We start from the raw sequence: 13,342 nt of genomic DNA on the forward strand, positions 1-13,342 counted from the left end.
TTATCAACACTTTCAGACCAAAAAGGATTTTATATAATCATGACGAACTATTATATCAACGAAGCCATCTTGAGTTTCTCCGGTAATATATCCCAGGACAGCACCCTCAATATGATCCGCCTGAGCGATCCGGATGCGGCGCTGATTATCAGCCGCGGCAAAATGCAGGACGGTGATGAACTGGCGTCCCAGGTTGAACAACAGATGAAAAAACTGGAAAAGCAGGTTAAGGAACTGCGTTATACGCCAGCACAGGTTGTCCGGCTGGGTATTGACGGGAAAATGGAAGGGCTGGAAATACAGAGTCAGTTCATCCGGGGTAATGAGCATGTATATCAGTACCAGGCGGTATTTGTGCTACAGAGCAGCCGGGTAATGATGGCCCTGACCTATGCCCGCTCAACAGTGTTAACCGAAGCGGATAGGGTGCGCTGGGCGGATATCAAAAAGAATCTGCGTTTCAGGTTGGACCCGGAAAACACGGCAACCGGACAATAACACAGGGAGTGTGGTATGGGAGAAGCATTCTGGGCGGCAAGGGAAGGCGACGCGCTGCTGCATACGTCCTTTCTGGCAGATCTGGTGGGCAGTGCGCTGGAACTCGCCATCAATGCGGCTATTGATTTTGCGGCACTGGCTGTTGTGGCGCTGGCGACGGGGGCTACGGTGGCAACGCTGGGATGCAGCGCTGTATTACTTGTGGGGACCGTGGTCGGCGCGACGATGTTGCTGAGTGGCGCCGGGGAGAAAATCAGTAAAGCCTGTGAAGACATAGCCAACAGCCTTTTTCCGCCGAAAATTGAGGGATATATCCTGACCGGCTCAGGCGACACCCGGATTAACAGCAAACGGGCGGCGCGGGCGGCGGCAACGGCATTATCACGCCATGATGTGGAAACCCTGGACGCGCAGGCGCAGGCAGAGGCAGAAGAAGAAAAACGCAGGCAGGACGCCAAATCAATGTGGGATGTGGCCGGGGAATATCTGGATGCAGTAAAAGGCCGGGCAGAGAATATGGCTAAGGGCGTCGTTTCCGTGGTGAGCCGGATGGGATCAGCGGAAGGATGGGCCTCGCTGGGAAATGATGCTCTGGCGGAGGCGGGCGATATGCTTTCCGACACGGGCCACTTTATTTCAGAGATGTGGCAGCCCACGGTGGCAACCGCATATCCGGGGTCTGACCCGAAACAGGATGATAAAATCGACTGCCACAAACATCCCTCTTCATTCAGCCAGTTTATGGCGCAGAAACTGCAGGCGCTGACGGACGACCCGGTGGGGACGGTCTTGGGGGCGATGAACCCTTTCGGTGCGCTGGAAACCGGTTTTCAGGCGGCAAGCGCGCTTATCGGCAGCGTGTCGAACCTGTTCAAAGGTGACGATGAGCCGCCCGCAGCAGAATATATCGCCGAAGGGACGCGGGATGTGCGTATCAACAGCCAGCCTGCGGCGCGCAGCGGGGTACGTTGTACCTGCGAGGCAAAAGTGGTGGATGAGCCTGAGAACGGCGTACATGTATCCGGTGATGTACGTATCGGCGGGCCGCTTCTGGTGGTACGGGATATCAAAAGCGGTAAGTCACAAATAACCCTGGTGACCACCATTGCGCTGGCGTTCATGCAGCCCGGACGGGCGTCAGCTAAAAGTGCCTGCTTTATGATGGGGATGGGCATTAACATGATGGTTCAGCAGGCTGGGAGTGCGCTGAACCGCCCGGTAAACGCCGCCACCGGAGCCAAGTACCTGGCAGGCGATGATGACGTTGATTTCAGTCTGCCCGGCCACTTCACGCTGGAGTGGCAGCGGACCTACAGCAGCCGTGATGAACGGACGGAGGGGATGTTCGGGCGGGGCTGGAGCGTGCTGTATGAAGTGTGCCTGGAGCGTACGCCGGACAACCCGGATGAAAACTGCATGACGTATGTGGCCCCGATGGGACGGCGAATTGACCTGCAGGCGGTGGAGCCGGGAAGCGGTTTTTACAGCCCCGGCGAGGGGCTGGCGGTACGGCGCAGCGAACAGGGCCACTGGCTTATCAGCAGTGATGACGGCGTGTACAGGCTGTTTGAAGCGGACCCGTCCAGCCCACAGCGCCGGCGGCTGAAAATGCTGGGCGACCGCAACAGTAACTGCCAGCACCTGACCTACGACAACCACGGGCGTCTGGTGGAAATCAGCGGCGACCGGCAGCGCCCCTGCATCCGGCTGCACTATGAGCTGGCTGCGCACCCGCAGCGCGTGACGCGCATCTTCCGCCATTACCCGGAAGGGGAGCCGGAGCTGCTGCGGTGTTACCGCTACGATGAGGCGGGGCGGCTGAATGGGGTGGTGGACAACGCAGGTCAGTATCAGCGCGAGTTTGCGTACGACGACAACGACTGCATGACGATGCACCGGGAGCCGGGCGGCGAACGGTATTACTACACCTGGGCGTGGTTTGAAGGCCCGGACGATGCGGCGTGGCGGGTGACGGGCCATCATACGGACAGCGGCGAGCAGTACCGTCTGGACTGGAATCTGGCAGAACGCTCGCTGTGCGTGACGGATAGCCTGGGGCGTACGCGCTGCCACTGGTGGGATGCGCAGGGCCTGGTGACGGCGTACCGGGACGAGGCCGGGCAGATGACCACTTTCCGCTGGAGCGATGAAGAGCGGTTACTGCTGGGGATGACGGACGCGCAGGGCGGCAAATGGCGTTATGTCTATGACCGTCTCGGCCACCTGACGGAGACGCATGACCCGCTGGGCCGGGTTGAGCAGACGCAGTGGCATCCGGTGTGGCACCAGCCGGAAACGGAGGTGGATGCCGCGGGGGCGGCGTGGCGTTATGAGTATGATGAGCGGGGCAACCTGCAGGCGGTCAGCGACCCGCTGCACCAGCGCACGGTATACGGGTATGACCGGCACGGCCAGGTGGTGCGGATAACCGACGCGCGGGGCGGAGATAAATACCTGCAGTGGAACGAAGACGGGCAGCTTATGCGCCACACGGACTGTTCTGGCTCGCAGACGGCATGGTTTTATGATGAACGCACGCGGCTGGAAAGGGTGACGGACGCGGAGAGTAACAGTACGCGTTACAGCTATGACGGCAACGGACATCTGACGGAGGTCATGTTCGCGGACGGGCGTACGGAGCGTTACCAGCCGGATGCGGCGGGACGGCTGGTGAAATACACCAGCCCGGCGGGGCAGATAACACGCTGGCAGCGGGACGGCCAGGGGCGGGTGCGCAGGCAGACGGATGCGACGGGTCGCAGGACGGCGTATGAGTACGACGCTTACGGGCGGCTGACCACGCTCACGAACGAGAACGGGGAAAGCTACCGGTTCCGGTACGATGTTCTGGACCGGGTGACGGAACAGACGGACCCCGGCGGCAGCCGCCGGGCATACGGGTATAACGCGCTGAATGCGGTGACGGCGGTGATATACGGCGGGGAGCGCGGGGGAGAAATCCGTCACGGTCTGGAGCGTGATGCGGCGGGGAGGCTGACGGCGAAAACCACGCCGGAGACGCGCACGGAATACCGGTACGACGCGGCGGACCGTCTGCTGGAAATCCGCCGCAGGCGGCATGATGCGGCGGAAGGCGGAGAGCCGGAAGTTATCCGGTTCAGCTACGACAGTGCGGGTAACCTGCTGAGCGAGGAGACGGCGCAGGGCGTGCTGCAGCACCGGTACGATGTTCAGGGCAACCGCACAGAAACGCAGATGCCGGACGGGCGGACGCTGCGGTACCTGTACTACGGGAGCGGCCATCTCCAGCAAATCAACCTGGGGCGTGATGTCATCAGCGAGTTCACGCGTGACCACCTGCACCGTGAGGTGCAGCGGAGCCAGGGGCGGCTGGACACGCGGCGGATGTACGACCGGACGGGCCGGTTAACGCGGAAACTGACCTGTAAAGGAATGCGCGGTGTGGTGCCGGAGACGTTTATTGACCGGGAATATGCGTACAGCGGCCAGGATGAGCTGCTGAAAAAGCGGCACAGCCGGCAGGGGGGGACGGATTATTTTTACGACACGACGGGGCGCATCACGGCGTGCCGGAATGAGGCATACCTGGACAGCTGGCAGTACGACGCGGCGGCGAACCTGCTGGACAGGCGGCAGGGAGAGACCGCGCAGGCGGGTGCAGGCAGCGTGGTGCCGTTCAACCGGATAACGTCATACCGTGGGCTGCATTACCGTTACGATGAATATGGCCGGGTGGTGGAAAAGCGGGGCCGCAACGGTACGCAGCACTATCGCTGGGATGCGGAGCACCGGCTGACGGAAGTGGCGGTCATCCGGGGGAGCACCGTACGGCGTTACGGGTACGTGTACGACGCGCCGGGCAGGCGGGTGGAGAAGCACGAACTGGACGCGGAAGGAAAGCCGTATAACCGGACGACGTTTTTATGGGACGGAATGCGGCTGGCGCAGGAGTGCAGGCTGGGAAGAAGCAGCAGCCTGTATATCTACAGCGACCAGGGGAGCCACGAGCCGCTGGCGCGGGTGGACAGGGCGGCGCCGGGCGAAGCGGATGAGGTGCTGTATTACCATACGGACGTAAACGGCGCGCCGGAGGAGATGACGGACGGCGGGGGCAATATTGTCTGGGAAGCGGGCTATCAGGTATGGGGGAACCTGACGCATGAAAAAGAAACCCGGCCCGTACAGCAGAACCTGCGTTTCCAGGGGCAATATCTGGACAGGGAAACGGGGCTGCATTACAATTTATACAGATTTTATGATCCGGATATCGGGAAGTTTATATCGGGCGACCCTATTTCGATCCGGGGCGGGATAAATCTTTATCAGTATGCGCCTAATCCGATAAGCTGGATCGATCCACTTGGGCTGAGTTGTGGCCCAATGGTGAAGAAAATCAATGGACGTAATCCTAGCAATAGTTCATTTGCAGGAAAAATCTATCCGGCCAGCAAATTACCAGTAGATATAAGAGGAAAATATCCTCATGGTGTACCATTTAATCATGCAGGATTCCCTGATTTTTCACGTTATTCAATTAAAAATACTCGCATTGAATTGGGTGCGTCAAGGAATGTGGATTTTGGCAGGGCTGATCGTGCTGTGGGATATGGTCCCGGAAATCCTCGTCCTGAAGGATATACTTGGCATCACCATCAGGATTCTGGATATATGCAATTAGTTCCTACTGATTTACATGATGCAATAAGGCATTCAGGTGGGATTTCCACAAGTAAGAGGTAATTTGTGATCAATATCATTTATTCTAAAAAACCGGCAACATTAGAGGATATCTCTGATTTTGAGAGAGAGATAAAGGGGGTTTTACCAATTGATTATAAAAATTTTTTGATGAAACATAATGGAGGGCAACCTCAGCCTGACTCGTTCAAATTTTTTTCTGATAGAAATGATGCATCTTCAGTTGATCGGTTTCTTAGCTTAGGTAAAGAGAAAAATAGTAACCTTCTTAAATATTACAATAATTATAAAGATAGAATCCCATCAGGCTTTATCCCTATTGCTCATGATGCGGGAGGTAACCTTATTATTATGGGGCTGAAAGATAACGAAAATAAAATTTATTTTTGGGATCATGAGATTGAAGTTGATGAAGGAGAGACTCCTGATATGAGTAATGTTTATTTAATCAATGAATCTTTTTCTGATTTTATAAATAATCTTTATGAAGAAGTTATCTAGGTAAAATTAAGGCCGAGTTACCGGCCTTTTTATTAAACAATCACGTCCCGCATCCCCTTAACCACCTGTTCAGCCTTGTAAAGCTGTTCGTGTAGCTTCTGCAGCGCGGCGTGGTGCCGGAGACGTTTATTGACCGGGAATATGCGTACAGCGGCCAGGACGAGCTGCTGAAAAAGCGGCACAGCCGGCAGGGGGTGACGGATTATTTTTACGACACGACGGGGCGCATCACGGCGTGCCGGAATGAGGCATACCTGGACAGCTGGCAGTACGACGCGGCGGCGAACCTGCTGGACAGGCGGCAGGGAGAGACCGCGCAGGCGGGTGCAGGCAGCGTGGTGCCGTTCAACCGGATAACGTCATACCGTGGGCTGCATTACCGTTACGATGAATATGGCCGGGTGGTTGAAAAGCGGGGCCGCAACGGCACGCAGCACTACCGCTGGGACGCGGAGCACCGGCTGACGGAAGTGGCGGTCATCCGGGGGAGCACCGTACGGCGTTACGGGTTCGTGTACGACGCGCCGGAGGAGATGACGGACGGCGGGGGCAATATTGTCTGGGAAGCGGGCTATCAGGTATGGGGGAACCTGACGCATGAAAAAGAAACCCGGCCCGTACAGCAGAACCTGCGTTTCCAGGGGCAATATCTGGACAGGGAAACGGGGCTGCATTACAATTTGTACAGATTTTATGATCCGGATATCGGGAAGTTTATATCGGGCGATCCAATCTCGCTGAGGGGCGGAATAAACTTATATGCGTATGCACCGAATCCGTTAAGCTGGATCGATCCGCTGGGATTGACAGGGGAGTGGGTTAATCCCAAAGATATTAATTTCTCTCAAAGAACAATATCACCTCATGATTATGCCGAAATTATGCGTAATGGTGGTTGGGATTGGGATAGGTCTCCATTAAGAGTAATTGATATTGATGGGCAATTAGTCTCTTATGATAATAGGCGATTAGACGCAGCTCTAGAGGCCGGATTAGATAAGGTTAAAATTATTAGGATTGACCCTAATGCTCCTCATCCTGACTCATCTACTGGAAAAACATGGTTGCAAAAATTTCGAGAGAGATTTAGAGACAGAAGAAATATAAAGGCCGGTGGAATAGTACCAGATAAAGGATTAAATTCTCGACCGGAAAGAACATCAAGAGGTTGCAAATGAAAAATATCATTCAGTTATGGGAAGATAACTTATTACCGATAAAAGATGCTATTTATTTTTCCAACGGCAGATCTTTTCTTTGTAAAATAATGGATTATCCTACTCTTCATATTGAGAGAAATGGTGAATTTGATTTCTCTGCCTTTTATGAAAAAAATAAAGATGAAGTTACTGACATTGATAAATTTAGAGAAATTAAATTAGCGAATAATTGCTATTGTTGCGTTGGAGAAGGTAGCTATGGTTCTGAAGGCTTTGTCGCCTATCTCGATGAAAATAAAAACTTAGTTTGGGTTCTTTATTCCGAAGAATCTAACCCGTTTATTAATGTGTCTGAATATATACCTGATATTATTATAGTAGAATCAAGCTCTAATATTAGATTAAAAATCAATATAAACAATCCCATGGATTTAGAATTAGTAGTTTAAATAAAAAGCCGGGTAAGAAATTAAATCTTCCCGGCTCTTTTGTTATTTAATTCCCGTTCACCACATTATTTACCCCCGCCTTAATATGCTTCATCGACTTTTTCACCTGATAAAGCTCCTTCCGTAGATCCCTCACTTCATCCGTTTCTGCAATCAGGATCAAACCCCGCTCGGAGATCTTTACAACAACGCTCGCCCCGGTCTCAAATCCCGCTTCTTCCTGGCAGTCGCCGCTGGGGATTTGTGAGTAACAGGCGGTCATACAGGTTTCGCTGTTGATGTGGCGGACGCTGGCGCCGGAGGCATTCATATTTGCTGACTAAATAAATTCTTAATTCTCCGCCGGATGCTGGCTGATTGTGGAGCTCAGGGTGAGCGAGTATGGGCGCGACATCATGGCACCGCGCCTCCCTCTCCCCGGCCAGCACCGGGCGGTGATGAGCAACCGGCTGCCGGGGCCGTATTTTGACGATGAAACGGGCCTGCATTAAAATCTGTTCAGATATTATGCACCGGAGTGTGGCAGGTTCGTCAGTCAGGCCCGACAGGGCTGAAAGGGGATTAAATCCTTACCACTATCCGTTGAATCCCGTCATAGATATAGATCCGCTGGGATTGTTTACATGTGAAATATGTAGTCGCATGATAGATGAGACTAATAATAGTCTGGATAATCTTCCATTTAATCCGGCAAAAATGTTAACGGCTAGTTTAAATACGGCTAATTCTGCAAGATTGCACACAAGTGGGGTAGCCAAACTCGGGATAGGTATTGCTGCTGATGGATTTACTATATTGTCTCCAGTGGGCAATGTCTCTCTGGCATGGGGGGAATATCAAATTAGCAACTGCTTCATATAACAGGGCAAATTTATGATTATCAGAATCACTTAATGAAACCGACAAGGATAGGTGCTGGAGAAATTTATTAGATGTATTCCCTTATAGCGAACAGTTTGACGATCCAGGTAAGCCATCAATTAGCGATGTGTATAAAGAGAAATACCATAACATGATGGATTCTCCAATGAATTTCATCAAAAAGATAGGGACATTGATGTTTGATGAATATGATTAATAAAATATCCATGTTGATCTTTATTATTGGAAGTATAAGCGCGATAATATGGGTATTATATGCCACTTTATCGAAAAGAGGGATGTTTAGAGATAATCTTAAAAAAATAATCAAGATAATATGTGATTTATTTTGGGGGATAGGCTGATAACTCTGAGTAAAGAATATCAGAGACTGTACATGAAATTATTAATCATTCGTTGAATAAAAGCCGGGAAATCATTATGGGCGGATAACCGCATCACGGAAGATATGCAGTAACTGTACCGGTATGACTGTTACGGGAGGCTGACGCCAGAGCAGATGGTGGGGCAACTGGAGCTGGAGTACACACCCCCAAAGGAAAGAGAGGTTTGTGCGTATTATTCATTGTGTGATCATTGCGGTACAGGTACTTCTGCTGGTTTGTTATTCACAATATCAGCCCCTGATGCTGATTTATTACCAGGAATATCAGAGTCTGGAGGGGATTCTTATGGAGGCACTTCTTGCGGGAATGGCTTATACAGATGCTTGTGATCAAACTGATAGTTATAAATATACAAAAGGTGTGAGTATGGGACCCGGATTTGGAGACTAGGGGGAACTCACATGCTCCCGGCATTCGAGGTGTCTATCGGAGATTTTCGATCTGATGGATAAGGGATATGATTGGTTATCAGGTGAATTCAAGTGAAAAGAAATAGATTTTTTCTATCGTTACTATTTATGGTGTTGATTGTGTTGTTCGTTATTCTATTTTTTACATGGTTAGGTAGAGAGAATATTAAAAATGATAGCGCTATTCGAGAAGTTGCGAAAGAAGAAGTTGATAAGCTTTTTTCTCTTTATAATGAAGGGGAGTATGCTGAGATATATGATTTGTCATGTGACTCTTTCAAAAATGCCACTGCGAGAAAAGATTTTTTAACAGTTATGGGAACTAAAATGAAAATACTCGGTGAATTTAAAGGGCGAAAACTTCAATATAGCAATGTCATTAATTCAAAATCCGTGGAGTTATATTATAGAGTGGACTATATTAACTATTCTTTAATTGAAGAATTTAATTATATTAAAAATGATGGACAAAAAATATGCTTGCAAGCAATATATACGGATGATGCGGGGAAACATGGGGAGGTAATTAAATTACATTAATGTGTGATAACTCCAGTTAGAACCTATCCCAATGCGATGAAGAATCGGGGCTGTATTATAACTAGCGCCGTTTCTATAATCCGGGACTGGGAAGGTATATTACGTAGATCCAATAGGGCTGAAAGGGGGATGGAGCCGATATCATTATCCTCTGAATCCTATTACAGATAGTGATCCTCTTGGCCTTATTACTTGTGGTACTGATAGAGGTGATTCTGGCAAATTATTAAGATGAAAAATGGTTGAAAATAATTGCATTATTGAATGCTCATTTATGTCTTTACCTACAAAAAGTAACGGATTTGCTTGCTGGAATTGTGTTAACGAATGTAAAGGAAATCAAGGCTATTGATGTTTTTACTACAGGAATAGATATGGTTAACGATAAGGATACAGCTATATTAATTAGTGATTTAATGTTGAGATTCGGTAAGGAGCTTGATGAATCTGTTGCTGTTGTTCAGTCCCGTTGTGATGAGGATGAATTTAAGGTATATCGAGAAGCGGTTGGTTTGATCATGGGTGAAATGCTTATTAAAATAATGAATCCATTATATGAAAAACATCCCGAAATAAAACCAAAAGGATTGAAATAAAACATCTGGAACCGGAGGGATAATGTGTAAAAGCCGGAGGGGTTATCTTTTCCCGGCTTTTTATTATCAATTACTCATTAACTCCTGTTCCGTTCTTTTGCGTTTAATCACCGGAATATCTCCGGTATCGTTCAGCGCCCCGGAAATGTTTTTAACCACTGTTCTGCATTCCGTTTATTAATGCGGGTTACGCCCATCCCTTCAATACAGACAAAGAGTCCGTGGGTATGCTGCGGCGTGATCACGATGCAATCCCTCATTACCCGCACCTTGACGGGCATCCCGTTAATAAACCCCGCCTGCGGCATCCATTCACCGTACAAACGAACTGAAAGTCTCTCAATGCGTGAGTATGTAAGTATCCCGCATAATCGAGCCATTCACATTTAGAGATCATCCGACATAATCAATCTGCCAACGCAGGAGATCGCTATGCGTAAAGCCCGTATTACTGCGCACCAGATCATCACTGTGATTAGATCAGTCGAATCCGGACTGACTGTTAAAGATGTCTACCGGGAGGCCGGTATTTCTGAAGCCACCAGGGACAACTGGAGGTCTGGATACGGCGGCAGGGATACGCGTGGAATCACAAAAGGCTCCACCGTATTTACTGTCTGCTCAAGCTGAATTTTCGCCGTAAGGGTAAACAACGGCTGCCGGTACGCAATCCCTCGCCACTGGTCACGCCGGAAGCGCTGAACCAGAGCTGGTTTATGGGCTTCGTTTTCGCACGTTCAATGTTGTTGATGACTGTAATCGTGAAGCGTTGTCGATTGAAATCGATCTGAATCTGCCAGCTCTGCGAGTGGTCCGTGTACTCGACAGGATTACAGCAACCGCGGTTATCCGGCCATGCTGCGTATGGATAAGGGACCGGAATTTATCTCGCTGGCACTGGCTGAATGGGCAAAGAAACATGTAGTAAAGCTGGCGTTTATCCAGCCGGGTAAGCCGAAGAAAAACGTTTTCATCACGCGCTTTAACCGGACATACCGTACAGAAATACTCAATTCTTATCTGTTCAGAACGCTGAATGAGGTGCGGGAAATTGCGGATAAAGGGTTATCAGAATATAACTGCGAACGTCCATATGAATCGCGGAACAATATGATACCGGAGGAATACCGCCAATAACGTTATCTGGCCGGAATCTTAAAAATGCATGGAACTAAAACGGGTCTATTTACAGGGGCCACCTGCGATGAATTTCGCTGTACTGAAAAGCGATACCGGATGAGAGCTGCTTCAAATTAATGTGCCATGTTCACGGGGAGGTGGTGCGACGTTTGCATAATCCAGCAAGAACTGAAAGGAAGGGGTGAGCTTTTTCATGCCTGTATAATCAGTCTGGCCTGTGTCAGTCAGCTCTTAGTGTTGAGACTCTCGTTGGAGCGCTATAATTGCTTTTCCGTTTCGGAAAACAAGATTTTCCATTAAAGATCTTCCCTGCGAGGAAAAGTTAACTAATAATCTTACCGTCGAGTTAGGAGATGTATGTTTAAGTATAAACAATGTTGCAACGATGCCTGATAATTATCCTCTCTTCGAAGATAAGTTTCCCACCTACCAGTGTGGTGGGTGTCATTGTAATGTTATCACTTGAATGTAAATGGAAGGTATAATTGCTTTTTGACTAGTATTCTATTCCACCCTGACAACACGATGTTAACATAAACACTGTTTATATTGGCAATAACGCAATTTTTTTCAGATTAAGAGGTGCTCTGATATATAGATTTTTATGACATTACTTATTTGAATTGGTAACAAATACCAATAAGTACAAGCTGTTATTACCAGTCACGGATTTTCCATACGGTAAGATTTAGTATGGTGTTATGTATTCTGGATGTGCTGGATTTTTTTAATTTGGTTAAAAAAGGTGGTTTTTCAAATGAAAAGCATAAAAAAATTGATTATCGCAAGTGCGTTGAGCATGATGGCTGCTAGTTGTTATGCTGGCTCATTTTTGCCGAACTCAGAGCAACAAAAATCAGTGGATATTGTGTTTTCCTCTCCCCAAGATTTAACCGTATCGCTTATTCCTGTGTCGGGCTTAAAGGCTGGGCCAAATGCTCTTGGCGCGAAAATTGCGAAGCTTGAAGTTAATTCTACTACTCTTAAAGAATTCGGGGTCAGGGGGATTGCTAACAAAATGGTAGACCTTACTGGCACTGCATGGCGTGTAGCTGGTAAAAATACTGGTAAAGAGATCGTTGTGGGCTTATCAAGTGACAGTCTTAGAAGAGCTGATGGCACGGAAAAATGGAATGGGGTGAACTGGATGACCTTTAATAGCAATGACGCACTTGATATTGTCCTGACAGGAGCGGCGCAGAATGTCACAGCTGACACGTACCCAATAACTGTAGACGTAGTGGGATATCAACCTTAATAGTAAACAACTATTAGTGTATTGTGCCTTGTTTAAGGCGCAATACACATCAAATCATCTATTTTTCTTTTACAATTTTTGATATGAAAGTAGTTAATTTTGCTGTAATGGCGGTAGCTTTGTTCGCCACTAATTCTATGGTTTCAGTATATGCCGCCAACCAGCAATTAAATTCAGCCACTAAATTATTCAGCGTGAAGCTGGGGGCTACACGAGTGATTTATCACGCTGGTACGGCTGGAGCGACGCTCTCGGTGAGCAACCCGCAGAATTACCCTATTTTGGTTCAGTCTTCAGTCAAAGCAGCAGACAAAAGTTCGCCTGCTCCCTTTTTGGTGATGCCGCCTCTATTTCGTTTAGAAGCGAACCAGCAGAGTCAACTGCGTATTGTCCGTACTGGTGGTGAAATGCCAACGGATCGTGAGACTTTACAGTGGGTCTGTATAAAGGCGGTACCACCCGAAAATGAACCGTCGGATACACAGGCTAAGGGCGCGACCCTTGACCTCAATTTGTCCATCAACGCCTGTGATAAGCTGATTTTCCGCCCGGATGCCGTGAAGGGGACGCCGGAAGATGTTGCAGGAAATTTAAGATGGGTGGAGACGGGCAACAAACTTAAGGTGGAGAACCCCACCCCGTTTTACATGAATTTAGCCTCTGTCACAGTAGGGGGAAAGCCCATTACAGGGCTTGAGTATGTCCCCCCCTTTGCTGACAAAACACTAAATATGCCAGGTAGTGCCCATGGTGATATTGAGTGGAGAGTTATTACAGACTTTGGTGGTGAAAGTCATCCGTTCCACTACGTTCTTAAATAAATCCAGGGGTTTAGCGGCAGA

At 49.0% G+C, this 13,342-nt stretch carries 12 protein-coding genes and 4 pseudogenes; 14 read left to right on the forward strand and 2 right to left on the reverse strand.

Translation table 11 applies throughout. From position 1 onward, the window contains the following. Window positions 1–39 precede the first annotated feature (39 nt). The 5 genes and pseudogenes from ACLD4F_RS10950 (at window position 40) to ACLD4F_RS10970 (ending at window position 7,288) form a co-directional block, all read left to right on the forward strand. Window positions 40–498, forward strand: a complete 459-nt coding sequence (locus ACLD4F_RS10950; RefSeq protein WP_079944501.1) for a DcrB-related protein — start codon at window positions 40–42, stop codon at window positions 496–498. A gap of 15 nt (window positions 499–513) precedes the next feature. Beyond that, window positions 514–5,220, forward strand: coding sequence for an RHS repeat-associated core domain-containing protein (locus ACLD4F_RS10955; RefSeq protein ID WP_411010837.1), 4,707 nt, complete (start codon window positions 514–516; stop codon window positions 5,218–5,220). A gap of 3 nt (window positions 5,221–5,223) precedes the next feature. Beyond that, the gene (locus ACLD4F_RS10960) at window positions 5,224–5,679 is read left to right on the forward strand and encodes an SMI1/KNR4 family protein (RefSeq protein WP_079944503.1); all 456 of its coding nucleotides are present in this window, start codon (window positions 5,224–5,226) and stop codon (window positions 5,677–5,679) included. A 104-nt stretch (window positions 5,680–5,783) separates the two neighbouring features. Next, a pseudogene (locus tag ACLD4F_RS10965) lies at window positions 5,784–6,857 on the forward strand (RHS repeat domain-containing protein); the annotation flags it as partial. Continuing rightward, on the forward strand, window positions 6,854–7,288 hold the full coding sequence (locus ACLD4F_RS10970) for a hypothetical protein (RefSeq protein ID WP_000789494.1): 435 nt from the start codon (window positions 6,854–6,856) through the stop codon (window positions 7,286–7,288). The pseudogene ACLD4F_RS10965 and the gene ACLD4F_RS10970, both read left to right, overlap by 4 nt. Before the next feature lie 46 nt (window positions 7,289–7,334). Here the strand turns inward: ACLD4F_RS10970 and ACLD4F_RS10975 are convergent, their stop codons facing one another. Next, window positions 7,335–7,598, reverse strand: coding sequence for a hypothetical protein (locus ACLD4F_RS10975; protein ID WP_079944505.1), 264 nt, complete (start codon window positions 7,596–7,598; stop codon window positions 7,335–7,337). Between the two features lie 136 nt (window positions 7,599–7,734). Between ACLD4F_RS10975 and ACLD4F_RS10980 the strand changes: the two are divergent. The 5 genes and pseudogenes from ACLD4F_RS10980 to ACLD4F_RS11000 form a co-directional block, all read left to right on the forward strand. After that, a pseudogene (locus ACLD4F_RS10980) lies at window positions 7,735–7,906 on the forward strand (RHS repeat-associated core domain-containing protein); the annotation flags it as partial. Between the two features lie 815 nt (window positions 7,907–8,721). Next, complete coding sequence (locus ACLD4F_RS10985; protein ID WP_023138331.1) at window positions 8,722–8,946, forward strand: hypothetical protein; 225 nt, start codon at window positions 8,722–8,724, stop codon at window positions 8,944–8,946. 92 nt (window positions 8,947–9,038) lie between these two features. Next, window positions 9,039–9,506 carry a sugar tyrosine-protein kinase gene (locus ACLD4F_RS10990; RefSeq protein ID WP_079944506.1) on the forward strand — a complete coding sequence of 156 codons (468 nt, stop codon included), beginning with the start codon at window positions 9,039–9,041 and terminating at the stop codon, window positions 9,504–9,506. Window positions 9,507–9,535: 29 nt separating this feature from the next. Next, a pseudogene (locus ACLD4F_RS10995) lies at window positions 9,536–9,693 on the forward strand (RHS repeat-associated core domain-containing protein); the annotation flags it as partial. A gap of 130 nt (window positions 9,694–9,823) precedes the next feature. Then, window positions 9,824–10,102, forward strand: a complete 279-nt coding sequence (locus tag ACLD4F_RS11000; RefSeq protein WP_079944536.1) for a hypothetical protein — start codon at window positions 9,824–9,826, stop codon at window positions 10,100–10,102. Window positions 10,103–10,233: 131 nt separating this feature from the next. Here the strand turns inward: ACLD4F_RS11000 and ACLD4F_RS11005 are convergent, their stop codons facing one another. Further along, entirely contained in the window at window positions 10,234–10,482 is a 249-nt protein-coding gene (locus ACLD4F_RS11005; protein ID WP_078054901.1) for a SymE family type I addiction module toxin, read from the reverse strand. A 52-nt stretch (window positions 10,483–10,534) separates the two neighbouring features. On the opposite strand from ACLD4F_RS11005, the gene ACLD4F_RS11010 reads away from it, so the two are divergent. From ACLD4F_RS11010 to safB, 4 genes and pseudogenes are all read left to right on the forward strand, one after another. Continuing rightward, window positions 10,535–10,732: a transposase gene (locus tag ACLD4F_RS11010; RefSeq protein ID WP_079944507.1), complete on the forward strand. Its 198-nt coding sequence runs from the start codon at window positions 10,535–10,537 to the stop codon at window positions 10,730–10,732. Next, window positions 10,666–11,277 (forward strand): annotated as a pseudogene (locus tag ACLD4F_RS11015) (integrase core domain-containing protein); the annotation flags it as partial. The gene ACLD4F_RS11010 and the pseudogene ACLD4F_RS11015, both read left to right, overlap by 67 nt. 710 nt (window positions 11,278–11,987) lie before the next feature. Then, complete coding sequence (locus ACLD4F_RS11020; protein ID WP_079965553.1) at window positions 11,988–12,500, forward strand: pilus assembly protein; 513 nt, start codon at window positions 11,988–11,990, stop codon at window positions 12,498–12,500. 83 nt (window positions 12,501–12,583) lie between these two features. Further along, on the forward strand, window positions 12,584–13,321 hold the full coding sequence (safB, locus tag ACLD4F_RS11025) for a pili assembly chaperone SafB (RefSeq protein ID WP_079944509.1): 738 nt from the start codon (window positions 12,584–12,586) through the stop codon (window positions 13,319–13,321). Window positions 13,322–13,342 lie beyond the last annotated feature (21 nt).

This window comes from Salmonella sp. 741265050_HSA (assembly GCF_046569445.1).
Classification (GTDB): Bacteria; Pseudomonadota; Gammaproteobacteria; order Enterobacterales; family Enterobacteriaceae; genus Salmonella; species Salmonella enterica.

Excerpts from the sequence above, each read along its gene's own strand:
- ACLD4F_RS10950 (WP_079944501.1), top strand. The coding sequence starts at position 40 with ATGACGAACTATTATATCAACGAAGCCATCTTGAGTTTCTCCGGTAAT.
- ACLD4F_RS10955 (WP_411010837.1), top strand. The coding sequence starts at position 514 with ATGGGAGAAGCATTCTGGGCGGCAAGGGAAGGCGACGCGCTGCTGCAT.
- ACLD4F_RS10970 (WP_000789494.1), top strand. The coding sequence starts at position 6,854 with ATGAAAAATATCATTCAGTTATGGGAAGATAACTTATTACCGATAAAA.
- ACLD4F_RS10975 (WP_079944505.1), bottom strand. The coding sequence starts at position 7,598 with ATGAATGCCTCCGGCGCCAGCGTCCGCCACATCAACAGCGAAACCTGT.
- ACLD4F_RS11005 (WP_078054901.1), bottom strand. The coding sequence starts at position 10,482 with ATGGCTCGATTATGCGGGATACTTACATACTCACGCATTGAGAGACTT.
- ACLD4F_RS11010 (WP_079944507.1), top strand. The coding sequence starts at position 10,535 with ATGCGTAAAGCCCGTATTACTGCGCACCAGATCATCACTGTGATTAGA.
- safB (WP_079944509.1), top strand. The coding sequence starts at position 12,584 with ATGAAAGTAGTTAATTTTGCTGTAATGGCGGTAGCTTTGTTCGCCACT.